The organism is Thermococcus sp. GR5 (assembly GCF_012027535.1).
GTDB lineage: Archaea > Methanobacteriota_B > Thermococci > Thermococcales > Thermococcaceae > Thermococcus > Thermococcus onnurineus.
In genome coordinates, this window is sequence record NZ_SNUN01000002.1 from 251,011 (window position 1) to 273,499 (window position 22,489).

General features: G+C 52.6%; 25 protein-coding genes, 1 tRNA gene and 1 pseudogene. 12 read left to right on the forward strand and 15 right to left on the reverse strand.

Annotation, left to right across the window (positions count from 1 at the left end; genetic code table 11):
• Positions 1–40: 40 nt before the first annotated feature.
• From E3E33_RS03255 to E3E33_RS03275, 5 genes and pseudogenes are all read left to right on the forward strand, one after another.
• Complete coding sequence (locus E3E33_RS03255) at positions 41–2,239, forward strand: elongation factor EF-2 (RefSeq protein WP_012571715.1); 2,199 nt, start codon at positions 41–43, stop codon at positions 2,237–2,239.
• Positions 2,240–2,392: 153 nt separating this feature from the next.
• A pseudogene (locus E3E33_RS03260) lies at positions 2,393–3,694 on the forward strand (ATP-binding protein).
• 187 nt (positions 3,695–3,881) lie between these two features.
• Positions 3,882–5,168: a translation elongation factor EF-1 subunit alpha gene (tuf, locus tag E3E33_RS03265; protein WP_167711828.1), complete on the forward strand. Its 1,287-nt coding sequence runs from the start codon at positions 3,882–3,884 to the stop codon at positions 5,166–5,168.
• Positions 5,169–5,214: 46 nt separating this feature from the next.
• Positions 5,215–5,523 carry a 30S ribosomal protein S10 gene (rpsJ, locus tag E3E33_RS03270; protein ID WP_012571711.1) on the forward strand — a complete coding sequence of 103 codons (309 nt, stop codon included), beginning with the start codon at positions 5,215–5,217 and terminating at the stop codon, positions 5,521–5,523.
• 19 nt (positions 5,524–5,542) lie between these two features.
• A tRNA-Ser gene (locus E3E33_RS03275) sits at positions 5,543–5,629 on the forward strand.
• Positions 5,630–5,802: 173 nt separating this feature from the next.
• Here the strand turns inward: E3E33_RS03275 and E3E33_RS03280 are convergent.
• Together E3E33_RS03280 and for are read right to left on the reverse strand one after the other, a co-directional pair.
• Complete coding sequence (locus tag E3E33_RS03280; RefSeq protein WP_167711829.1) at positions 5,803–6,033, reverse strand: MoaD/ThiS family protein; 231 nt, start codon at positions 6,031–6,033, stop codon at positions 5,803–5,805.
• Between the two features lie 64 nt (positions 6,034–6,097).
• The gene (gene for / locus E3E33_RS03285) at positions 6,098–7,957 is read right to left on the reverse strand and encodes a tungsten-containing formaldehyde ferredoxin oxidoreductase (protein WP_167711843.1); all 1,860 of its coding nucleotides are present in this window, start codon (positions 7,955–7,957) and stop codon (positions 6,098–6,100) included.
• Between the two features lie 177 nt (positions 7,958–8,134).
• Between for and E3E33_RS03290 the strand changes: the two genes are divergently transcribed.
• Positions 8,135–8,296: a hypothetical protein gene (locus tag E3E33_RS03290; RefSeq protein WP_167711830.1), complete on the forward strand. Its 162-nt coding sequence runs from the start codon at positions 8,135–8,137 to the stop codon at positions 8,294–8,296.
• Between the two features lie 67 nt (positions 8,297–8,363).
• Here E3E33_RS03290 and E3E33_RS03295 read toward each other — a convergent pair whose 3' ends face one another.
• The gene (locus E3E33_RS03295) at positions 8,364–9,203 is read right to left on the reverse strand and encodes a class I SAM-dependent methyltransferase family protein (protein WP_012571708.1); all 840 of its coding nucleotides are present in this window, start codon (positions 9,201–9,203) and stop codon (positions 8,364–8,366) included.
• A gap of 127 nt (positions 9,204–9,330) precedes the next feature.
• Between E3E33_RS03295 and E3E33_RS03300 the strand changes: the two genes are divergently transcribed.
• The gene (locus tag E3E33_RS03300; RefSeq protein WP_012571707.1) at positions 9,331–9,666 is read left to right on the forward strand and encodes a hypothetical protein; all 336 of its coding nucleotides are present in this window, start codon (positions 9,331–9,333) and stop codon (positions 9,664–9,666) included.
• A gap of 183 nt (positions 9,667–9,849) precedes the next feature.
• Positions 9,850–10,494, forward strand: a complete 645-nt coding sequence (gene cas4, locus E3E33_RS03305; RefSeq protein ID WP_012571706.1) for a CRISPR-associated protein Cas4 — start codon at positions 9,850–9,852, stop codon at positions 10,492–10,494.
• 16 nt (positions 10,495–10,510) lie between these two features.
• Here the strand turns inward: cas4 and E3E33_RS03310 are convergent, their stop codons facing one another.
• Together E3E33_RS03310 and E3E33_RS03315 are read right to left on the reverse strand one after the other, a co-directional pair.
• Positions 10,511–11,389: an MBL fold metallo-hydrolase gene (locus E3E33_RS03310; RefSeq protein WP_167711831.1), complete on the reverse strand. Its 879-nt coding sequence runs from the start codon at positions 11,387–11,389 to the stop codon at positions 10,511–10,513.
• A 70-nt stretch (positions 11,390–11,459) separates the two neighbouring features.
• Positions 11,460–11,639: a hypothetical protein gene (locus tag E3E33_RS03315; protein WP_012571704.1), complete on the reverse strand. Its 180-nt coding sequence runs from the start codon at positions 11,637–11,639 to the stop codon at positions 11,460–11,462.
• Positions 11,640–11,787: 148 nt separating this feature from the next.
• On the opposite strand from E3E33_RS03315, the gene E3E33_RS03320 reads away from it, so the two are divergent.
• Both E3E33_RS03320 and E3E33_RS03325 read left to right on the forward strand, forming a co-directional pair.
• The gene (locus E3E33_RS03320; protein WP_012571703.1) at positions 11,788–13,086 is read left to right on the forward strand and encodes a 2,3-phosphoglycerate synthetase; all 1,299 of its coding nucleotides are present in this window, start codon (positions 11,788–11,790) and stop codon (positions 13,084–13,086) included.
• Complete coding sequence (locus E3E33_RS03325; RefSeq protein WP_167711832.1) at positions 13,083–13,973, forward strand: 2-phosphoglycerate kinase; 891 nt, start codon at positions 13,083–13,085, stop codon at positions 13,971–13,973. Before E3E33_RS03320 ends, E3E33_RS03325 begins: the two co-directional genes overlap by 4 nt.
• Here E3E33_RS03325 and E3E33_RS03330 read toward each other — a convergent pair.
• From E3E33_RS03330 to E3E33_RS03340, 3 genes are read right to left on the reverse strand one after another with little or no spacing between them, the layout of a single operon-like run.
• Positions 13,963–15,474, reverse strand: coding sequence for a metallophosphoesterase (locus E3E33_RS03330; protein ID WP_167711844.1), 1,512 nt, complete (start codon positions 15,472–15,474; stop codon positions 13,963–13,965). The two genes, E3E33_RS03325 and E3E33_RS03330, sit on opposite strands and share 11 nt — an antisense overlap.
• 5 nt (positions 15,475–15,479) lie before the next feature.
• Positions 15,480–15,887 carry a cyclic nucleotide-binding/CBS domain-containing protein gene (locus E3E33_RS03335; protein WP_167711833.1) on the reverse strand — a complete coding sequence of 136 codons (408 nt, stop codon included), beginning with the start codon at positions 15,885–15,887 and terminating at the stop codon, positions 15,480–15,482.
• A gap of 44 nt (positions 15,888–15,931) precedes the next feature.
• Positions 15,932–16,723, reverse strand: a complete 792-nt coding sequence (locus tag E3E33_RS03340; protein WP_012571699.1) for a class II glutamine amidotransferase — start codon at positions 16,721–16,723, stop codon at positions 15,932–15,934.
• A 67-nt stretch (positions 16,724–16,790) separates the two neighbouring features.
• On the opposite strand from E3E33_RS03340, the gene E3E33_RS03345 reads away from it, so the two are divergent.
• Positions 16,791–17,537: a Rossmann-like domain-containing protein gene (locus E3E33_RS03345; protein WP_167711834.1), complete on the forward strand. Its 747-nt coding sequence runs from the start codon at positions 16,791–16,793 to the stop codon at positions 17,535–17,537.
• Between the two features lies 1 nt (position 17,538).
• Complete coding sequence (locus E3E33_RS03350; RefSeq protein ID WP_167711835.1) at positions 17,539–18,411, forward strand: type I restriction enzyme HsdR N-terminal domain-containing protein; 873 nt, start codon at positions 17,539–17,541, stop codon at positions 18,409–18,411.
• Here the strand turns inward: E3E33_RS03350 and E3E33_RS03355 are convergent.
• The 7 genes from E3E33_RS03355 to E3E33_RS03385 all read right to left on the reverse strand — a co-directional run.
• Positions 18,408–19,400, reverse strand: coding sequence for an AIR synthase family protein (locus E3E33_RS03355; RefSeq protein WP_167711836.1), 993 nt, complete (start codon positions 19,398–19,400; stop codon positions 18,408–18,410). The two genes, E3E33_RS03350 and E3E33_RS03355, sit on opposite strands and share 4 nt — an antisense overlap.
• A gap of 1 nt (position 19,401) precedes the next feature.
• On the reverse strand, positions 19,402–19,599 hold the full coding sequence (locus tag E3E33_RS03360) for a hypothetical protein (protein ID WP_167711837.1): 198 nt from the start codon (positions 19,597–19,599) through the stop codon (positions 19,402–19,404).
• A 2-nt stretch (positions 19,600–19,601) separates the two neighbouring features.
• Positions 19,602–19,898 carry a winged helix-turn-helix domain-containing protein gene (locus E3E33_RS03365; protein WP_012571694.1) on the reverse strand — a complete coding sequence of 99 codons (297 nt, stop codon included), beginning with the start codon at positions 19,896–19,898 and terminating at the stop codon, positions 19,602–19,604.
• Between the two features lie 76 nt (positions 19,899–19,974).
• Positions 19,975–20,133: a hypothetical protein gene (locus tag E3E33_RS03370; protein WP_238516352.1), complete on the reverse strand. Its 159-nt coding sequence runs from the start codon at positions 20,131–20,133 to the stop codon at positions 19,975–19,977.
• 29 nt (positions 20,134–20,162) lie between these two features.
• The gene (locus E3E33_RS03375; protein ID WP_167711845.1) at positions 20,163–20,465 is read right to left on the reverse strand and encodes a hypothetical protein; all 303 of its coding nucleotides are present in this window, start codon (positions 20,463–20,465) and stop codon (positions 20,163–20,165) included.
• Between the two features lie 53 nt (positions 20,466–20,518).
• Positions 20,519–21,349: a DUF2202 domain-containing protein gene (locus E3E33_RS03380; RefSeq protein ID WP_167711838.1), complete on the reverse strand. Its 831-nt coding sequence runs from the start codon at positions 21,347–21,349 to the stop codon at positions 20,519–20,521.
• A 229-nt stretch (positions 21,350–21,578) separates the two neighbouring features.
• On the reverse strand, positions 21,579–22,489 hold a 911-nt coding region (locus E3E33_RS03385; RefSeq protein ID WP_167711839.1), incomplete at its 5' end, for a hypothetical protein.

Genomic DNA, 22,489 nt, shown 5'->3' on the forward strand with positions numbered 1-22,489 from the left:
TGAGTGGTGAACAAGCTCATCAGGTTAGAAGGTGGTGTAAATGGGAAGAAGGGAAGAGATGATTGCAAAGATTAAGGAGCTCATGACCCAGCCCGAGAGGATTAGGAACATGGGTATTGCTGCTCACATTGACCACGGTAAAACTACACTGAGCGACAACCTGCTCGCTGGTGCAGGCATGATTAGCGAGGAGCTCGCTGGAAAGCAGCTCGTCCTTGACTTCGACGAGCAGGAGCAGGCGAGGGGAATCACCATCAACGCTGCAAACGTCTCAATGGTCCACACCTATGAGGGCAAGGAGTACCTCATCAACCTCATCGATACCCCCGGTCACGTTGACTTCGGTGGTGACGTTACCAGGGCCATGCGTGCCATCGACGGTGCGATCATAGTCGTCGACGCCGTCGAGGGTGTCATGCCCCAGACCGAGACCGTTCTCAGGCAGGCCCTCAGGGAGTACGTTAAGCCGGTCCTCTTCATCAACAAGGTCGATAGGCTCATCAAGGAGCTCAAGCTCGGTCCGAACGAGATCCTCAACAGGTTTGCCAAGATCATTACTGACGTCAACAGGCTCATCAAGCGCTATGCTCCAGAGGAGTTCAAGAACCAGTGGCTCGTCAAGGTCGAGGATGGAAGCGTCGCCTTCGGTTCAGCTTACTACAACTGGGCCCTCAGTGTTCCCTACATGAAGAGAACTGGTGTCACCTTCAAGGACATTGTTGAGCTCACCAACGCCGGCGACCTTAAGACTCTCAGGCAGAAGGCCCCGCTCCACGTCGTGGTTCTTGATATGGTCGTCCGCCACCTCCCGAACCCGCTCGAGGCCCAGAAGTACAGGATCCCGCACCTCTGGAGAGGCGACATTAACAGCGACGTCGGCCAGGCTATGATAAACTGCGACCCGAAGGGCAAGATGGTCATGGTCGTCACCAAGATCATCCTCGACAAGCACGCGGGTGAGGTCGCGACCGGCCGTGTCTGGAGCGGTACCGTCAAAACTGGCCAGGAGGTTTACCTCATCAACAGCAAGAGAAAAGCTAGAATCCAGCAGGTCGGTATCTACATGGGTCCCGAGAGGGTTAACATGGAGGCCGTTCAGGCCGGTAACATCGTCGCCGTCACAGGACTGCGCGACGCCATGGCCGGTGAGACTGTCTCAGTTGAGCAGATTGAGCCGTTTGAGGCCCTCCACTACACCAGCGAGCCGGTCGTTACCGTTGCCATCGAGGCCAAGAACGTCAAGGACCTTCCGAAGCTCATCGAGGCTCTCAGGCAGCTCGCCAAGGAGGACCCGACCCTCCACGTCAAGATCGACGAGGAGACCGGCCAGCACCTCCTCAGCGGTATGGGTGAGCTCCACCTAGAAGTCAAGCTCTACAGGCTCAAGACCGAGTGGAAGCTCGATGTTGATGTCTCACCTCCGATCGTCGTCTACCGTGAGAGCGTCACCAAGCAGAGTCCGATAGTCGAAGGAAAGTCCCCGAACAAGCACAACAGGTTCTACATCACCGTCGAGCCGCTCCCAGACGCTATATACGAGGCCATACGCGAGGGCGAGATACCAGAGGGCAGGCCGAAGGACCCGAAGGCCGTCGCCAAGAAGCTAGCCGAGCTCGGCCTTGACTACGAGATTGCCAAGGGTATCGTTGACGTCTACAACGGCAACATATTCCTCGACAACACCAAGGGTATCCAGTACCTCAATGAGGTTATGGATCTTCTTGTTGACGGATTCCACCAGGCAATGGACGAGGGCCCGCTCGCCAAGGAGCCGGTCATGAAGGTTATGGTCAGGCTCCACGACGCTAAGATCCACGAGGACAACGTCCACCGCGGTCCGGCCCAGATCTACCCGGCCATCAGGACTGCCATCCACTGTGCCATGATGAAGGCAGGTCCGGTGCTCTACGAGCCCTATCAGAAGGTCATCATCAACATACCCTATGAGTACATGGGTTCCGTCAGCAGGGAGATCAACCAGAGGCGCGGCCAGCTCATTGACATGAGGCAGGAAGGAGAGGTTATGATCATTATCTCAGAGGCTCCGGTTGCAGAGATGTTCGGATTCGCCGGAGCGCTCAGGGGTGCCACCAGCGGAAAGGCCCTCTGGAGCACCGAACATGCAGGCTTCAAGCGTGTCCCGAACGAGCTGGCAGTCAACATTATCAGGCAGATCAGGCAGAGGAAGGGCCTCGACCCGAACCCGCCGAAGGAGCAGGACGTCTGCCCGCAGCAGTGAGGGCTTTCTGCCCTCTGAACTTTTCTCTTCCTCGTTTCTTCGTTGTGTCATTTTCTGAGTTTCCAAAAGTGGTTTAGAGTTCGGATCGTGGTTCTCAATCCACCGAAATTCTTGAAGATGATAATGTGCATTATGATAATGGTGATTATCATAATGAACCGCTTCGTGAACAGGGAGGTCGAGCTGAGGGCCATAAAGGAGAAGTTAATGAGTGGGAAGTTTAAACTCATCGTAATATACGGAAGGAGGCGTGTTGGAAAGACCCGTCTCGTACTTGAGGCCGTTAAAGACTTTCCTCACGTGTATTACTTGGCGGTTGAAGGCGACAACCTCAGGCACTTTCGAGGGACTGCTGAAAGGGTGTTTCTCAAGGTAAGGTACGCCCGCGAGGACTGGGAAGGACTTCTGCACGCGTTGAAGGGGAAAATAATAATCGACGAGTTTCCTAACCTGATCCAAGAAGATCCTGAAGTACTCTTCCTGTTTCAGAGGGCGGTTGGCCTTGATCTCTCGGGGTCAAAGACTAAACTGATACTCCTTGGTTCTTCAGTGAGTATGATGACTGAGAAGGTGTTGAGTTACAAAAGCCCACTCTACGGTAGGAGAACGGGCTCCATGAAGTTAAAACCGATGAAGTTTTTTTACCTTGAGGGAGTTCTTTCCCAGGGCGAGCTTGGAAGAGCTCGTTGAGATTTTGAACTTCCCTTTTGGGAGTGGCTTGAAAAGGAACTACTCAATCCGGTGAGCTTTTTTAGGGAAGAGGTTGATTTTCTCCTCAGATATGAGTTCACTGAGATCAGAACATACAAGCGCATACTTGAAGCTATTGCACTGGGCAAAACAACTCCAAAGAAGATAAAGGACTTCACTGGAATGAAACACTCTGACATAACCCCTTACCTGCGCAACCTTATTGAAACGGGATTGGTCGTGAGGGAAGTTCCAGTTACAGAAAAGCCCTCATCCAAAAGGGGACGCTACTACGTTGCGGACAACTTCTTGGCCTTCTGGTTCCACTTTGTTTACCCGAACCTGTCGAGAATCGAGGAAGGGACCTTTGAGGTTTCGGAGATTAAGGAGGACTATCCTCACTATCTTGGCTGGGTGTTTGAAAAGGTGGCAAGACAGTTTCTGGTGGGGCTTAACAGGAGGGGGGAGCTTCCGTTTAAGTTCACGAAAATCGGAAGGTGGCGGCACAAGAACGAGGAAATTGACTTGGTTGCCCTGAACGAGCAGGAGAAAAAAGCGCTCTTCATAGAAGTCAAGTGGGAAGAGTTGAACGAGAGGGAAGCGAGGGGGAATCTTGAAGGATTTGGAGCGGAAGGCAGAACTTATTGGCTTGCACAATTGGGAGAAGAACTATGGAATCATAGCGAAGAGGGTTGGGGGTAAGGCTGAGCCAAGGGCTGAAGGTGGCTCGTATGGGATTTGAAGGATTTTGAAAGCCTGCCCTGAAAATTGACAAATCCCTGCCCAACGGCGATTAGTTAAGTTTTTAAACTCATTCCTCAAGTTCACTCCGAACTCATGAGGCTCCCCCGAGAAAAAGGCGGGTTTCCCGCCCGAGGGAGCCGAAGTTCGAAAGATTTAAAAAGCCATCCTAGTCAAACGAGACTAGACCAAAATTTGGAGGTGTTTGGAAATGGCAAAGGAGAAGCCACACGTTAACATAGTCTTTATCGGCCACGTCGACCACGGAAAGAGCACCACCATCGGAAGGCTGCTCTTTGACACCGCCAACATACCGGAGAACATCATCAAGAAGTTCGAGGAGATGGGTGAGAAGGGTAAGTCCTTCAAGTTCGCTTGGGTCATGGACAGGCTCAAGGAGGAGAGGGAGAGAGGTATCACCATCGACGTCGCCCACACCAAGTTCGAGACCCCGCACAGGTACATCACCATCATCGACGCTCCGGGCCACAGGGACTTCGTTAAGAACATGATCACCGGTGCCAGCCAGGCCGACGCTGCCGTTCTCGTGGTTGCTGCCACCGACGGTGTCATGCCGCAGACCAAGGAGCACGCCTTCCTTGCCAGGACCCTTGGTATCGGCCACATCATCGTCGCTATCAACAAGATGGACATGGTCAACTACGACGAGAAGAAGTTCAAGCAGGTCGCCGAGCAGGTTAAGAAGCTCCTCATGATGCTCGGTTACAAGGACTTCCCGATCATCCCGATCAGCGCTTGGGAGGGCGACAACGTCGTTAAGAAGAGCGACAAGATGCCCTGGTACAATGGCCCGACCCTCATCGAGGCCCTCGACCAGATCCCAGAGCCGCCGAAGCCGACCGACAAGCCGCTCCGCATCCCGATCCAGGACGTCTACTCCATTAAGGGTGTCGGTACCGTTCCGGTCGGCCGTGTCGAGACCGGTGTCCTCCGCGTCGGTGACGTCGTCATCTTCGAGCCGGCCAGCACCATCTTCCACAAGCCGATCCAGGGTGAGGTTAAGAGCATCGAGATGCACCACGAGCCAATGCAGGAGGCCCTTCCGGGTGACAACATCGGATTCAACGTCAGGGGTGTCGGTAAGAACGACATAAAGCGCGGTGACGTTGCTGGTCACACCAACAACCCGCCGACCGTTGTCAGGCCGAAGGACACCTTCAAGGCCCAGATCATCGTCCTCAACCACCCGACCGCTATCACCATCGGTTACACCCCGGTCCTCCACGCCCACACCCTCCAGGTCGCCGTCAGGTTCGAGCAGCTCCTTGCCAAGCTCGACCCGAGGACCGGTAACGTCGTCGAGGAGAACCCGCAGTTCATCAAGACCGGTGACTCTGCCATCGTCGTCCTCAGGCCGACCAAGCCGATGGTCATCGAGCCGGTCAAGGAGATCCCGCAGATGGGCAGGTTCGCCATCCGTGACATGGGCCAGACCGTCGCTGCCGGTATGGTTATCTCCATCCAGAAGGCCGAGTGAAGGCCTTCTCCTTCCTTTACTTCCTTAGCTCTTAGGAGGGACGGAAATGCAGAAGGCAAGGATTAAGCTCGCAAGCACTAACATTAAGGCCCTCAACGAGGTCACCGACCAGATAAAACAGATAGCCGAGAGGACCGGCGTTAGGATGAGCGGTCCGATCCCGCTCCCGACCAAGAGGATCAGGATCACCACCAGGAAGAGCCCGGACGGAGAGGGCACCGCCACCTTCGACAGGTTCGAGCTCCGCGTTCACAAGAGGCTTGTCGACATTGAGGCCGACGAAAGGGCCATGCGCCAGATCATGAGGATTCGCGTCCCTGAGGACGTCACCATTGAGATCGAGCTCATCTCGTGATTCTCCCCCCTTTTTACGCGCCGGGGTAGCCTAGCCTGGGAAGGCGCGGGCCTGGAGAGTCCGTGGGCGTTAGCCCGCCAGGGTTCAAATCCCTGCCCCGGCGCCAAAACCCTTCTAACAAATTTTGCTTGCGCGAAGTTTGATCACGGCTAGCATGTCCTTCTATACTTGCAAGATTTTCGAAGAGGTTTTGTCGTTCAATTAGGCGGTCTTGCAGAGTTTCATTATCACAGAAAGTTTGAACTCAATGAAAGGGCATTGTCAAAGAAGCAAGAAATCTCAGCCCCCGCTCAAAACCGGCATCACCTTGATCTCATCGCCGTCGATAACCTCGGCGTCGCCTCTTGCAGGTTGCCCGTTGATGAAGATGATCTTCTCCTTGAACTCGTCGTACCTTGGAATTACCTCTCTCAGAATCTCGTCCACAGTTTTCTTGTCCTCTATCCTCACGTTGAGCTCCCTCGCCTTTGCTAGATAAGCGAAAACTCCCATTAGTCTGATCCTGATCATTTTCACCACCGCGCCAACTTGGACTCCGAAGGGTAAAAATTTGCTGGAGAAGAAAAAGAGGAAATCACTCGAGCTTGGTAACCTTCTCGAGCTCCGGGATGACGAAGTCGAGGCCGAGCTCTTTGAGGGTTTCCTTCTTCGGGATTCCGCGCTCATCCCATCCCCTGAGCCTGTAGTACTCGCTGAGAAGCTTGTCATACTTGTCCTCCTCGAGATGCATGCCCTTGTACGGGCCGCTCTTGAGGCCCTCAATGAACCACCTCTTCGGCGGATAGTCCCTCTTCCTGTCCCAGTTTCCGTTGAACTCCCTAACCCAGTAGGCCCTAATGAGGGCGTAGACCCTGTCAGCTGCCCTGTAGAGGTCGTCCCAGGTGTACTTGACGCCGGTGATGGCCTCGAGGAGCTTCGGATAGTAGTCGAGGCTTAGGCCGACCTCGACCCACGGGAGCCTACAGGCGGTAAGCATCTCGAAGAGACCGCCCCTGAGGCGCTGGAGCTCGATGACCTTGGCGGCCTTCTCCGGTTCGTAGGTGATCTTGTACTCGACCCTCTTAGCCTGCTCGCCTTCAATCGGTGCGGTACCGATCTCCCAGGCGATGACCCATGCCTCCTTGTGGTGTGCACCGATTGAACTGGTACCGAAGGCAAGCGCCATGGCCGGGTAGATGAAGCAGTTGTAACCGCTCGTCTCAAGGCCCTTGACGTGCATGGCAAAGCTGTCATCGCCGAGCTTCTGGCTCATCCTCATGACACCCTCGGCGGCGAAGTTGCCGAGTTCACCACGCCTGAATGCTATGTCCTCAATGAGCTGCTTAGCGCCCTTGAAGTCACCGAAGGTCGGACCCTCCTCAAGGAGTCCCCTTTCGACGGCTTCCATAACGAAGGATATCGAGACTCCGAGGGAGATCGTGTCGAGACCGTACATGTCGGCGAGCCTGTTGAGGACGGAAACCTCGTTGAGCTTGCCAAGGCCAAGGTTTGAGCCGAGTAGGGCAACATTCTCGTAGTCAAGCTCGCTCTCTTGGGCCTCGGCGTCGAGGACAACGTTTCCACAGGGCATGTTACAGTAGGGACATCCGCGTTGCTTGACCTTCATGCCCTCAAGGGTGTATCCGTCTATCGAGCGGGCAAACTCGAAGGAACCGTCGCTGAAGTTCCTGGTCGGCAGAGCCGAGTTCTCGTTGGTCCATTCAACTGCTGCCATGGTTCCCTGTCTGTGCCAGAACGGATAGGCCGGTGAATTCCGGATGGCCTCATAGGCCTCCTTTGAGAGTTCTCTGAGTTTTGCCTTATCCGCGACGGGTATCTCCTTGGTTCCCTTTATGACGACGGCCTTGAGCTTCTTGCTTCCCATGACGGCACCCATACCGGGCCTTCCAGCGGCCCTGCCCTCCTGGGACATGACAACGGCGTAGCGGACGAGGTTCTCGCCACCGGGGCCGATGCTGAGGATTCCGACGTTCTTGCCGTGTATCTTTTTGAGTTCCTCTTCGGTCTTGAAGGTGTCGAGGCCCCAGAGACCTTCAGCGCTGAGTATGCTGACGTTATCATTCTCTATGTATAGGTAAACCGGCTTCTTGGCCTTGCCCTCAACGACAATAGCGTCGTAGCCGGCCTTTCTCAGGTGGACGGTCGCCATGGTACCGAGGTTACCATCACCGTAACCGCCGGTGAGCGGGCTTTTCGCTGCCACAACCATCTTACCGCCGCTTGGAGTCGGAAGACCGTTGAACGGTCCAGAAGCGAAGATGAGTTTGTTTTCCGGTCCGAGCGGGTCGGCACCTTTGACTTCATCCCATAGGATCTTGATTGCGAGACCCCTACCACCGATGAACTGCTGGGCAATTTCTGGAGAATACTCCTGCACCCAGACCTTGTTGTTGGTCAGGTCAACCCTGAGGATCCTTCCCCACCATCCCTTCATTGCCATGTTAGAATCACCTCGAAAGATTTTCGGTTTGGTGGATATAAGGTATTCGCAAAAGGATGCATTTCACAGAACATGTTAAGTTAAGCCCATCTGTTAACTGTCAGGAACTTGAAAGAACAGGAACGACCAAAAGTTTATGTGGAGGCGCGTAAACTTTCATTGGTGAACTCTGTGGATGATAAGTTAAAGGCCTGCAAGAACTGCCTCTGGTTCGGCGCAATCGACTCATACTTTCCGATGCAGGGGATATGCAGAAAGCACATGAGGACCGTCCATATGAACTTCATCTGCGACGACTGGAAACCGCTGTGGAATGGATTTGAAAAAGCTTGATGAAGACAACCGCTGATTTTGTATGATGGAAATTATTATAATCGCAGTTATACCAATCGGAGTTATACTACCGCTTGAACACCTTTAAATCCAGAACCACGTGCCACACGCCCGGAGCGTAGCGCTTGATTATCAGCTCGTTGAGCTTCTCGACCTCATAGCCGTATTCCCTGGCCGTTTTCTTGAAGGTTTCGAAGGGTTCCTTCGGCATCAGCCTTTCGGGAACGGTGTTGTGGTAGTGGATTATAGCCTCGTCCTTCGCTATGCTCAGGGCCTTGGGAATGAACTCGTGGGTTTTCACTACATAACCCATTAGGATTCTGTCGGCGATGTTTTCACCCGGAAAGTCGCGGTTGTCGATGTTGTAGGCTGTCATCCTGTCATGTACTTTGTTGAGCTCGATGTTCTCAACTAAAAAGCGGAAGGTGTAGGGGCTCTTCTCTATGGCTATTACTCTAGCTTTTCCGTGAACTGCCATTGGGAGGCTGAGGTGACCGATTCCAGCGAACATATCGACAACCAGCTCGTCCGGCTTGGCAACCTTCGCCATTCTCACCCTTTCCTTGACGTTTGCCGGCGAAAACATGATTTTAGCGACATCGAGCTTGTATCTAATCCCGTTCTCGATGTGGACTGTTACGGTGTCGCTCCCGTAGAGAAGCTCGTAGTTCGTCTCCCGGAACTCGCCGCCTATTCTGCCCTTTCTGAGGACGGCTTTAACGCCGAGAACCTCCGCATAAACCTCAGCTATCCGGTGTTTGTATGGCTCCAGTTCTGGCCTAAGCGGCAGAATCAGAACGTCCCCTATCTGAACCCAGTGCTTTGGGAGCATGGAAACTAACTCCGGCGGAAGTTCGCGTGAGAGAATCTCTCTGATTCGGGGTTTTATGAGCTGTGTCCTCACCATCGGCCTTACTCATCAAGAAAACCTTAAAAGCCTTCCTCTCGCCATTTCGGCAAAAAGCGATGAGAAAGCCTTAAAAACATAGAGGGCGAATATAAAGTGAGAAGTCCTCCGGAGGTTGATGGACTCTATGGATGAAGAACCCCCGAATAGTTGGCTGTCTAGATTGTTTAAGCCACGTGAAAAACCCGCCCTTCTTGAGCAGAAGTTAAGCAAAGAAGCCTACGAAGATTACCGGCGGCTTTTGATGAAGGCCCGCCCAGAGGTCGACGGCTCGAAGCTCACAATCAGACTATCCAATGGAACCGTCGAGCTTGAGCGTGATGTTCTCCGCGTTAAGGCAAAGAACCGGAAGACCGCGGAGAAGATACTGCGCAACCTGCACCACTACAACCAGCCGCCGAGCCTCTGGCCAGCCTACGGCTTAAGCTACTCGCTCAAGCGGAAGAAGGGGACTATTTTCTGATTTTCCCCTCCCCCTTCGCTCCCCAAATTCTTCCCCAAAGCTTTAAATGGTGGGTAAGCTTTAACTCTCCAAGCGGATGACGACCCTTGCCCAGTCTGATGGGTGATGACGTCGGTATTAGCTGACGCAGGGGCGGCGAGGTTCGCGGGCCAATGACCCGCCCTGTTTCCTGGAGGGACATAAATGACGAGTCTTAATCAGCGCCAAGAGAACGATGGATTCCTGGAGTTTTACGCGAGCGAGGCCCTAACCTGCCCGAGAAGGATATACTTTCGCCTGAAGGGCTACCCCGAGAAGTGGCCAGAGTTCGTTAGAGTGAGACTGAACCAGGGGATAAACACCCACAACGTGCTCGGTGAGATTTTAAAGAACCGCTTCGGCTTCGAGCTTGAGAAGCACATGATTCTCCGCTCCTCCAGGCTCGGCTTCGAGATACACGGAAGGGTGGATGCTATAAGGGACTTTCCCATCGAAATCAAAGGCAAGACGAGTCTGCCGAGAGTCCCATACGACTATCACCTTGCCCAGCTCAACATATATCTCCGCTGGGCTGAAGCCGAGTACGGCTATCTCTACTACATTAAGCTCCACGAGGAGCCTATGAAAATTATCCGCAAAATCGACTTTTCCCGCTTCCCCATCGTCAAGGGGCCGAACTTTAGGGCTTTTGAAGTGCCCTACGACGGCAAGCTGTTCCGCGAAACTCTCAAGCACTTCTACAACGTCAAGAGGCATTACGAAAAAGGAAAGCCCCCCAAGGGCTGGAATGACTACGCCTGTAAATTCTGCCCGTATCGCTACCTCTGCTATTCGGACGGTGGAGAGTAGTTGAGGGCCACAAAACTCACCCTTTCCTGACCTTCCACTTTAGCCCATTATCCACTGTTGCCTCTATTACACCCTCATTGTAGAGCTTCGCCACAAAGGCCCTCAGCGGAACGAGGTTAAGGGCGAGCTTCTGGGGCGTAATCTCAATGCCGTAGTGCCTCATTATCATGAACGCCAACTCGTCGAGGCTTCTTGACGTTCTGAGGAGCCCTAAGATAAGCTCTTCGGCTTCCTCAACTCTTTTGAGGTTGAAGTCAAGAATTTCAAGCGCCTCTTTACTACTAACGGCCTTTCCATGGGAGGGAATCAGGGTATAGCCCTTTTCTGCATAATTCTGTAATTGCATAATTGAGGCTTTAAATAATTCTGGCTCGACCAGATATGGAAGGCCGACCGCTTCTATGACTCTCTCGCCGAAGAAGGCGTCACCGGCGTAGATCAAGCCGTTTTCCTCGTCGAGGAAGCCTGTCATTCCCGGCGAGTGGCCGTTTAGCCTTATGGCTTTAACTCCGAAGAGTTCGTCTCCCCATTCGAAGACTGCGTGAACCTTTACCTCCTCAGGGAACTGGAAAACGAGGAAACCTTTTGGCGCTTTCGAGCCGAAGGTTAAGAGCTCCCTATTGAGCGGGTTCTCGGCTATGGAGAACTCGAAGCGGTGCATGAATAGCGGAGCGTCTGTCCCTGGTGCAACAGAGACGTGGTCGGCATGACCGTGAGTGGCTAATTGGGCTTTAATCTCCAGCCCGAGCTTTTTTACCGCTATTTTTAAGTCCTTGTGCCTTCCGCTCCCGTGACCGGGGTCAATAAGAACCGCCATACCATCAAAGATTCTGATGAGGGTTGACGGACTGCCCGGATAAAGATAAGCTGAATCTCCAAATTTTCTCAGCCCCATGATACCACCGGGAAAGTTAGGCACCTACGAATAAAAGCTCACCGATTCATTAAAAGAAGGGAAAGAAAAATCAGACGTGCCTCGGGTAGAGGGTCTTCTTGCCTTCGTCCTTGGCCCTCTTGACGGCCTTCTCGATAAGAATCTTAATCTCGGCCTCAAGAGCCTCGTAGAACTCCGGGTTAATTCTCATCTCGGGGTCTATGGCCTTCACGGCTTCCTTAACTTTGGACTTAACTATCATCTCAGCCATTTTTTACACCTCCAGATAGACACCACCAAGGTGGTCGTCGTATTACTATGGTGTTTTGAAGGTTTATAATCCTTCCTGGGAACTCCCAAGAAATTCTTCCCTGGCAAAGGTTAAAATCCCCTTGGGTTTAACTGAGTACGGTGATGGTATGAAGCTGGTCTTGATTGACGGCGAGCACTATCCTGACGTCATCTCATGGGCGATAAAAAAACTTGGTGACGTCTGTTGTGCCGTTTTCCTGGGTGGAAGTGAGAAGATTGGGAGCATTGGGGAAGTTGAGAGAAAGATTGGGGTTAAAGTTTATCACTCACCCAACTATCTCGACGCCCTCAGAAGGGCTCTGGAGGAGAACAAGGTCGACGAGGTTGTCGACTTAAGCGATGAGCCCGTCCTCAACTATGAAGACCGCTTTAGGATTGCTTCACTGTGCATGCTCTATGGTGTGTCCTACCGGGGAGCGGATTTCCACTTCAAGCCAAAACCGCTCAAAAAAACCAAAAAGCCGAGCCTGGCCGTTATAGGTACGGGCAAGAGGGTTGGGAAAACAGCCGTGAGTGGCTTCATCGCGAGAACTCTGAAAGAGATAGCAAAGCCTGTGATAGTTACCATGGGCCGCGGCGGCCCTGAAGAGCCCGAACTGATAGAGGGCGATAAGTTCGAAATAACTCCCGAGTTTTTGCTCAAGTTTGCCGAGAGTGGAAAACACGCCGCCTCCGACCACTTCGAGGATGCGTTAACCTCACGCGTAACAACCATTGGCTGTAGAAGATGCGGTGGTGGAATGGCCGGCTTTCCTTTCTTCGACGTGGTGGATGAGGGTGTGAAGCTTGCCGAGAACTTGCCCAACGATTTAATAATCCTCGAGGGCAGCGGGGCGACGTTTCCCCCTTACAGGGCGGATAGATACGTTGTCGTGGTGGGCGCCAAGCAAAAGCTCGACTTCGTCAGGGGATACTTCGGTACCTTCAGGGTCTCACTGGCGGATATAGTGGTTGTTACGATGGCTGATTCCGTGGGCGAAGAGAGGTGGAAAGCCCTGAGAGATGCCATACTGGAGATCAACCCCGATGTTGACCTGCACTTTATTGCCTTCCGCCCGAGGCCACTCGGTAATGTTTCAGACAAACGGCTCGGCCTGGTGATGACTTCCAGTGAGGCCCTGCCAAAGGCGAAGAAACATCTCGAAGGGCTCGGTGCAGAGGTGCCCTACACTTCGGACAACCTTTCGAAGAGACCCCTCCTCTGGAGGGACCTCGAGGGCTTTAGAGGCATAGATGCAGTCGCAGTTGAGCTCAAAGCCGCCGCCGTTGATGTGGTGACGAGATGGGCACTGGAGCAGGGAATCGAAGTCATTTACCTCGACAACGAGCCCGTCAACATCGATGGAAAAGACCTGAGGAAGGCCGTTCTTGAGCTCGGCCGCGCCCTGCTGGGGGGGAGAGCATGATAATCGTGACAGACCCCGAGAGGAAGATACGCCTCCCCTTTTCGAGGGGCATACTGACGCGCTCTATAACACTCGCCGGGGTTGACGTTGGAATAGCCTATATCATAGCTACCGAGGTTCAGAAGGAACTGATGGAGAGGAAACTCAAACTAGTGACCACTGAGGAGATACGCGAGCTGACTTATCAGAAGCTCCTCGACCACGGGCTTAATGAGGCTGCGAAGCGCTATTTATTCTGGCGCCAGTTCCGGAAGCTTAAAATCCCAATAACAATCCTCCTAGGTGGAGCAACGGGCGTTGGAAAGTCCACCATAGCGACCGAATTGGCCTTCCGTCTTGGAATACGAAGCGTGATAGGTACGGACACCATAAGGGAGGTTATGAAGAGGATAATAGCACCGGAACTTCTCCCTGATTTGCACACATCATCTTTTCTTGCATGGAAGGTTGTGAGCTTGCGGAAGAGCGATAATTCTCCCCTCATACGGGGATTTGAGAATCAGGTTCAGCATGTTTCCGTCGGTGTTAGTGCCGTTCTTGAGAGGGCCTACAAAGAAGGTTTCAACACGATAATCGAGGGCATTCATTTAGTCCCAGGGTACATCAAGCTCAATGAGAACAGCTTCATGTACGTGATAACCGTCAAGGGCAAGAAGGACTTTGAGGCAAGGTTTTACGAGAGAGCCCGCTACAGCAAGAGATCGGCTGACTACTACCTTAAGCATATAGACGCCATCCTGGAGATACAAGACTTCATAGTCGGGAGAGCAAAGGAGTACGGGATACCGATAATAAACAACGTTGAGCTCGAGAGCACCGTCAACGCGATAATGGAAAATATAATGGAGAGGCTTATGGAACAAATAGATGAAATGGTCAAAGATTGAAGGGCCCCTTTATTTTCCATATTCCTAGTAGCCTCCCCGAGCCCCAGGTTGCCTGAACCTCGAAGACTACCGCCATGTCACGGTAGACATCGATTAGGTTGAATGTGTTTCCATAGGGGTTCCTGTGGAGCTCCCAGCTGACAGAGCCGGCGTTGACTAACGGAGTTTTCTCCACTTTCACACCGAAGGAGTTGCCTCCGTGACCTGTCAAAACGAGATTTGCTTTTTCTCTCGTCAGAACCTTAAGCACATCGCCAGCATCCTCCAGGAAGCCTACTTCCCTGCTCTTTGGAATCGGCACTATGTTGTGATGCATTACTACAACGGTGAAGCTCTCGCTGTAGTCCTCGAGATGTCTGGCGAGCTTTTTCTGGCCTATCCTCCCTACGACACCTATTGGCGTCTCGTACTGGGCACTTATCACAGGGATGAACGTGAACTTTCCGAGTTCCAGTATTTTCGGCTTGCCAAAGTACTCCTTAAAGAGGTCGTAGCCGAGATAGGTTATGTCATTGTGTCCAGGAACGACCAGCTTTTCTGCCCCTATCTTCTCATAGAACTCGTAGGCCTTCTCGTAATAGCGCTCTATACCCATATCGACGACGTCGCCGCAGTGGATCACTATATCCGGCTTCAGCCTCTCGTTTATCGTTCGTATGACGTTCTCGAGAACCTTCCGCCTGAAATAAATCCTGTCCGAGACGTTGCTCTCGCTCATCTGGACTATCCTCAAAAGCCTCTTGCCCCGGGGAACGAATATCTTCGGCCTTACAGGTGGGTACTCCTTCTTCAGTTCTTCCCCCGTAACGCGTCTGATCGTTACCTCTATCCTCCCGTCGTCGTGGAGGGTTATGATGTTGTAGCTGTTAACATCGCCCTTTCGCGTCTTCCTGCAGGAAGTACAGCCCGCGTTGGCAACTACCATGTCCTCCACGCGATAGACGTTGGGAACATGTTTATGCCCGCAGGTGTAAAGGTTCACCCCGTGTCTCAGGAGCAGATCCAAAACGTCACCTGCGTTGAATAGCACGTTCCTTTCCCTACCAGTGTCCGGCAGTGGGACGATGTGGTGGTGAGAGACAACAATTTTGAACTTCCTGTCCGAGTACTCCTCAAGTCTTTTTTTGAGCCACTTGAACTTGTAGCCGCCTATTCTGCCATCGCTCAGATCCGGGATCGTTGAGTCCACCCAGAGTATAACTCCATCCCTGAACTCAAAGACACCGTTTAGGGGCCCGATGAACTTCTCGAAGAGCTCGTAGCCGACGTTTCTGACGTCGTGGTTGCCTGGAATAACAATGAGGGGTTTCTGAATCTTCTTCAGCTCGTAGGAGGCCCTTTCGTACTCCTCACGCAGCCCTTGGTTGGTCACATCCCCGGTGTGAATAACGAAGTCGAAATTTCCGTGGTTTATCTCGTTCACGATGAGGTCGTAGGCGTAGCCCTTGTACGCTGACTCACTTGTTATGTGTGTGTCGCTTATGTGGGCAATCCTGATCATAGGCATCACTCAGCCGCTATGGCTGTTTCAAGTCGTCTCCTGCTGGCGGTAAGAAGATCGCTCAGACTGAAGATGCCAATTATCTCGTTGCCCTCCTTGATGAGCATGTGCTTGACGCCCTTCTTCGCCATCAGGTCGAGTACCTCTCTCACCGGGGTGTTTGCGCCAACAGTTATCAGCTCGCTGCTCATTATCTCCTTGACGGGTGTTGTGTTTGGTAAACCTGGAATTACAACGCGCCTTATCACGTCGCTCTTCGTGAAGAAGCCGATCACCTTCCCTTCATCAACGACAACCAGAGAACCGATGTCGAACTCAACCATGACCTCGCAGGCCCGCTTTACGGTGTCATTCGGTTCAACACCTATGAGCTTCCTCGTCATATAAACTTTAACCGGGGCGTTTTCCTCCATGCCACCACCCAAAAAGAGAATGGGGGGACGTTCTATATAACCTTTCACAGGTGAACAGTTTCGACTTCCACGTTCTCTTCGAGTACCTTAACGTAGAGGGCCGTCTCGTTTGGTATAACTTCATAATGAGCCTTGTGGTAGAGCTCCACCGTGGAAGAAGCGACCGCAAAGAGGTTCTCTTCCCTCAGGAGAAGCAGCTTTGAGTAGTCGTAGTGCTCCGGTTTCTGGAGCAGTTCATCGACCATCTTGGCTGTTATGAAGGCACTGAAGTCCCCTTCAGAACTCTGAAAGAGTGTCATTGTATTAAAAACGCTCTTGGTGGTCTCCTCTATTATCTTGTAGTGAATTAGAAGATCCTCGAGCTTCGGACTTGGAAGCCTTCTGCAGAGGTAAGTGGCGAAGGTGTAGCTGTCGGAGGCGTTTCTCAGGTCTTTCTCATCAAGCTCGGCGAGCTCTATAATCTTCGCCTTGTCGAGGTCGCCGTTGTGGAGAAGCCAGAAGTTGAAACCCCTTCTTGTCGAGAAGGCAAAGGGCTGGACGTTGAAGAGATTTTTAATCCCCTGGCTAGCTGCCCTCGTGTGGATCATCAGCACGGAGAATCCCTTGAGCCCGGCCTTTAGGGATTCAACTGCTTTGAAGTCTTCAAATATTGGCTTCATACTTCTGTAGTGTCTCACGCTCCCGTCTTTCAGCAGGACGTAGCCCCAGCCGTCCTTGTGCTGTCTTCCCTTTCCCCTGCGCTCCTTATATGGGTCGTTTTCCGAGGCCTTAACGATTGCGTCGACTAGAGGTATGATTCCCTTTCCATCGCCAGCCGCAAAGAGTATCCGGCACATATCTTCCACCATAAGAGCCTAGCCCAAGAACCCCAAAAGCTTTTAGGTCTCGTGCGTAAATGTCCTCATGCTGTTACGGGAGATAAAACGGAAGGCACTTACCCTAACCAGGGAAGATTTCAGGCTGATTGACTTCTCCTTTGCACTGCCGTATACTTATGTTCTGATAGAGGGTGAGCGCGGGAAATCCATCGGCGTCGCCATGACTCTGCCCGAGGAGGTGGGACGGTACAGGACTTCAATCGAGGAGCCCTCTCTGGAGGCGTTCATCGAAAAAGCCGACAGTCTGAACATCATCGAGAGGACGCTCGCCCTGGCCGCTATAAACGCGGTTTCTCAGTACTACCTAGATCTCTCTGAAGCTCCGAACGTGGACGTCGTTGAACTCCTGGATGAGAGTTTTGAGAAGGTGGCCGTTATCGGCAATATGCCTCCGGTGGTAAGGGCCCTTCAGGGGAAGGGTTTTGATGTCCTCGTTTTCGAGCGCAACCCGAAGCTCTGGGACAGGAACACCTTCAGCGATGCCCTTGAGTACTGGCTTCTGCCAGAAGTCGATGCCGTAATAGCGAGCGGTTCTGCAATTCTAAACGGTACCCTCGATATGATGCTCGATAGGGCCAAAAAAGCAGAGCTCTTCGTGCTGACCGGCCCTACGGCCCAGCTCTTACCGGAGTTCCTGAAGGGTACGGGAGTTACTCACCTGGCGGCAATGAAGGTAATCGACGTTGATGGGGCCCTCACCAAGCTCAAGCTTGGCTCATTTAGGGGTTTTGAGGCTGGAAGCAGGAAGTACATCATCGAGGTCGGTGGGTGATATGGACGAGCTGAGAAGGGCCGTTTTGAACGTTATCAGAAAGATCCGCTCTCACAGAGAGCTCTACGTGAAGAACGAGGAGGCTGTGAAGCAGCACCTAATAGGCGAGATTTTTCAGGCCCTCGGGTGGGACTGGAACAACCCCGAGGAGGTTCGTCCAGAGGAGAGAACCGAGGAGGGGAGGGCTGACTACGCGCTCATTCTGAACGGGGGGGTCTTCGCCTACGTCGAAGCTAAGAACCTTGGTGTGAACATTCTCAAGCGCGAGGAGCCTCTGAGGCAGCTTGCCCGCTACTGCTTCAACTCAGGTGTTCGCTACGGCATTCTCACCAACGGTGCGATGTGGATAGCGGTCAAGGCATTTGAAGAAGGCTCTAGGCTGAGGGACAGGGTTCTGCTTACGGTCAACGTTGAGGAGGAACCCGTCGAGAAGGCCGTTCTCAAGCTGTCTATCCTGTCGAAGTCCCGCATAGATGACATCGAGAGACTCTCGTCTCTTCTCAGGGCGATGGAGTTGAGCTTCATAGGGCTGAAAAGAGAAGGCTACCCTGAGAAGATGCTCATCGAGTATCTGACCTCAAAAGAGGGATCAAATACCGTTCCTGTGGAGGATCTGACAGGCGACGAAACGCCCAAAGCAGCTTACGTCTATGACAGTGGCTGGAAACTCCTTCCATTGCCGGAGAAGAGCATCAAAGGTGTTCTGCTTGCGGTTCTTCTCTACATGGAGCGCAGGGCTCAAGGCTACCAGCGTGAGGAAATAAGGAAGGCCTACGAGCACCTCAGGACGATGCCCCTGAACCCAAAAACTGCTCTAGAGATACTGAGAAAGCTCGAGGAGGAAGAAAAGCTCAGAATTTCCGTGGAGCTCTAAACGACCTTCCAGAGCTCGTCGCTCTCTGGCCTCTCCAGAGGCTTTTCCTTTCCGTTATCAACCATTACTCTCGATTCTTTGTCTTCTAGGAACTCCCCGATTACCGAGGCGTTTATGCCCTTCCTCTTGAGGGCGGAGATTATACTATCTGCCTTTTCTTTGGGGGCGGCTATCATGAGCGCGCCTGAGCTGATGAGGGCGAGCGGATTGAGGTCATAAAACTCACAGATTTTCAGTGTTTCTTTCCTTATCGGAATCCGCTCTGCGTAAACGCGGAAGCCGAGTTTGGCAGCGTCGGCCATCTCGTGGAGGCCGTTCGCCACACCGCCTTCAGTGGGGTCGTGCATAGCATTGACGCCGATCTCGTTGGCAGTTAAAGCGTCTTCCACGACACTTATCATCTCGATGAGGGACTGTGCTTTCTCCACGAACTCCTTTCCGAAAGCTTTTTCGAGCTCCTCACTCCTCTCGCTTGCTATTATGGCCGTTCCCTCCAAACCGGCCCACTTAGTGAGGATTATTGCATCGCTTGGCTTAGCTCCGTTCGAGGTTACGAGCTTTTCTTTCGGAACCTCTCCCAGCATGGTGCCTGCGACTATCGGCCTATCGAGGCCGGGAGTTACCTCCGTATGACCGCCAACTATTGCGACGCCGAGTTTACTGGCGCTCTCGTGGAGTTCATCCATGATTTTGACGAGCAGGGCATCATCTGAGTTCTCCGGAAGGAGAATTGAGACCAGAAACCACTTTGGCTTTGCCCCGAAGGTGGCAACGTCGTTAGCGTTGATGTGAACCGCATAAAATCCTATTTTCTCTTCGGCTCCTGTGATAGGGTCGGTTGAGGCAACTAAAACGGAAGAACCGAAATCAATCGCAGTGGCATCTACACCTAGGTCTGATTTGGCTATTACCCTCTCCCCAGGTGCCCCTAAGCGGTTGAACACTATCTCCCTGAGTTTTTCTGGGGGAATTTTACCTGGCGGCAGCATTTCAGACTTCCTCAAGCTTCTTCTTGACTTCCTCAGTGTGTCTCTTGGTCTCCTCCAGAGTGTTCCGCAGGTTTGACAGCTCGAGTTTCAGCTCACCCAGCGTCTTGTTCATTTGGTAGAAGGCGAAGACCATTATGGCTATCAGGATCAGTCCGAGAATTATGGATATCCACCCGCTCGGGGCTGAGTTATACGGCATCATCACACCTCCTTCAGGTTTTTCACAATCTCGTTATCGATGACGAGCTTGAAGGGCTTTGCCCGATAATACTTCTTTGCCCTTGGATCGTTTGGCTCGAGGCGAAGCTCGCTTTCGACGAGGTTTGCCTTTTCCAGCTTTTTCAGATGGAGATAAAGCAGCTGGCGAGAAATGCCCAAGGTCTTTGCGAGCTCGTAAACGTACCACTCCTTCTCGCAGAGCATCTTGAGTATCCTAACTCTGATTGGAGAGCTCAATGCCTCCGCGATCACTGCCAGTTCTTGAATGCTTTCAACCATTTTCATCACGCTTGGCCTTCCATAGGGCAGGGGTTCTTACATAAGTTGGAAGGGGAAAAATAAAAAGCTTTCGAAATCAGCGCTTCAGGAGGGCGTAAAGCAGCGCCCCTACCAGGAGGAGGGGCAGGAGCAGGAATACCAAGCGCGCAAATATGAAAAAGATTGCAAATATTCCAAAGCCCCACCACATCCATCCGAAGCCCCATCTCCGCCTTCCGAACATTGGGCCCCTCATGATAGGTCCACCAAATCCCCTCGGCATTTTCATCCCTCCAGATAGAGCCATCCAACGATTGTTTCGCCGCAGTCAAGCGTTACTTTGATTCCAAACGGAGTCTGGTAAGCGCTTCCGATTGTAAGCTTATCTAGACTGCACCCGCCTACGACTTTTCCAATGTAGTTTCCATAACTGTCCATAAGCTTGAGCACAGTTCCGTGTGGTGTTTCGTACCTCTCAACTTTGGCACGCCTCAGCAGGGCAAGGGCGTTGTCTTTGACCTCATCAACGTCTATCTCTTCAACGGGAAACTCTCCAAATTCAACAAAGTGCCAGGCTTTGACCTCCATACTCAAGCCTTCTCGATTTCCACCACATTAAGAGGGAAGAAAAAAGAAAGGCTTCAAATCGGCATGCCGAGTCTCTGGACCAATCCGTTCATCCAGCTCCAGGCGTGCCTGAAGGCATTTACGATGCCCGCAATAATGCTGGTGTCCTGAACCGGCTCCTGCGCGGCGCTTCTCCACATTCCGTGGCCCCTGACAACGTCGCCCATCGGGTTGCCAAAGCCGTGGCTGTTTGCCGAGCTGATGACCTCTTGGTAGTAGTCTTCGCTGACCACCTGCGGTTCGTAGATTACCCCGTAGTTCTCGAGGGTGCTCGTGAATGCTCTGAGGTGGTTCTCGCTTCCGGCCTTGAGGCTTTCATAGACTTGGATTATGTCGGCGTTGTCGGTCTGGGCTATCCTCTCCTCGAGGTCCACTATGTCGGTCTCCTCTATCAATGCCCCAACCTTGAGGGCGTCGACGAGGCTCTGGCTGCCCATCTCGATGAGCTGGTCATAGAGGGCCTGAAGCTCCGGGTTCTTGAAGACACCTATCTCGTCGGTGGCCGGATCGGTAAGGTTGTATTTCTCTATCAAGGCAAGCACTGTGTCAGTGTGCGTCTGCTCGCTCTGGGCTATGTTGTAAAATATTGGCAGTCCATACATCTCGTAGAGCGTGAGGTAAACGTCCCTGGCGAGCTTCTCTTCTTCTCTCATCCAGAGCAGGCCATCTATTTCCTCCTGGCTCAGATCAGCGTAGTAGGTGGTGAGTGTGCTGTCCATGAGGGGTGCGGTCTCCTGAACCGGCATCCTTGGACCAGCCCAGCTCGGCATTGCCGCGACCGCTCCAAGGGTCATTCCAACCAGCAGGGCGAGGAGCCCAACTCCAAACAACTTCATATTTATCATGTTCTCAACCTCCTCCATGTGTAAGTCTAATATTACATATGTCGGAGACTTTATAAAGTTTTCGGTGGAGATACAGTTAAAAACGTAGCCTTAGGCCCATACCCCATGCGGCTCAAGCTGAAGAGAATACTAATTGAGGAGTGGTTGTTTTCTCTCTCGGTCTCTGACTTCCATATTTAGGGCGACAAGAAGTCAGATAAATAAAAAGGATCAAAAACAAAATTAAACATCATGGGGCCCCGCCACGGGCAAAGGGCATAGCGTGGGCCTTTAAGTGGGACTTGCCACCCATGAAGAGCTCCCTAAGAGACTCTTCGATTTTCATGAGGAGGGCGTTGACCATTTCCACGTCGTTGTTCTGGATGGCGACCTTGAGCTGCTCAACCAGGCTCTTTAATTCCGAGACATCGATCCCAGCATTTTCTAGGACTCTTATCTGGGCTTCCAGGCGGTGGAGTGTTACATTGGCCCTCATCATGGGGTTGAGCCCCATCCTCATGCTCCAATCGCTGGAGGCTATTCTTATCACGAACTCCGCGTGGGCCTTCGCCGCTATCGCCATCCCGTAGGCCTTTCCGTATTTACCTTCGCTGTAGGCTTCTTTGGCTTCTGACAGCTCTTTCTCTGCAAGCGTCAGCATCCTCTCCACCAGTCTCTCCTGCATTGGAGTGAGGGTCGCGTTCTCAAGGAGGGCTTTGGCGGTGCTGATCTTCTCCTCACCCGCGTTTATCGCCTCGAGAGCTATCTCCGCAGTTATGTTGACATGAACACTGGTACAGTTGCACTCCCTGGACTGGTTTCTGAGCTGCTCCCTTACCCTGAGCAGAGTTCTGTTCATAAAGGGAGTCCCAACGATGGTCACGTTGCCGGTTCTGACCTGAAGCTTCAGCATCAGCTTGGTCACATTGGTTGTTTCATTGACGAATGCAATCATCGCTCTCTCTCTGACCGCTATCTTGAGGGCAGCCTTTATTCCGGCCGTGTCGTTGCCTGGAACCATGATGAGCTTATCCTTGAACTTAAGGCCGAACTTGATTTGGGCTTGGGTCATGACCATGAGGTTTGTCTCGTACCTGTTCTGACCACCCCAGCGCTCCACCGTAATACCCAGCTCTTGAAGATCATTAACGTACTCCTCCA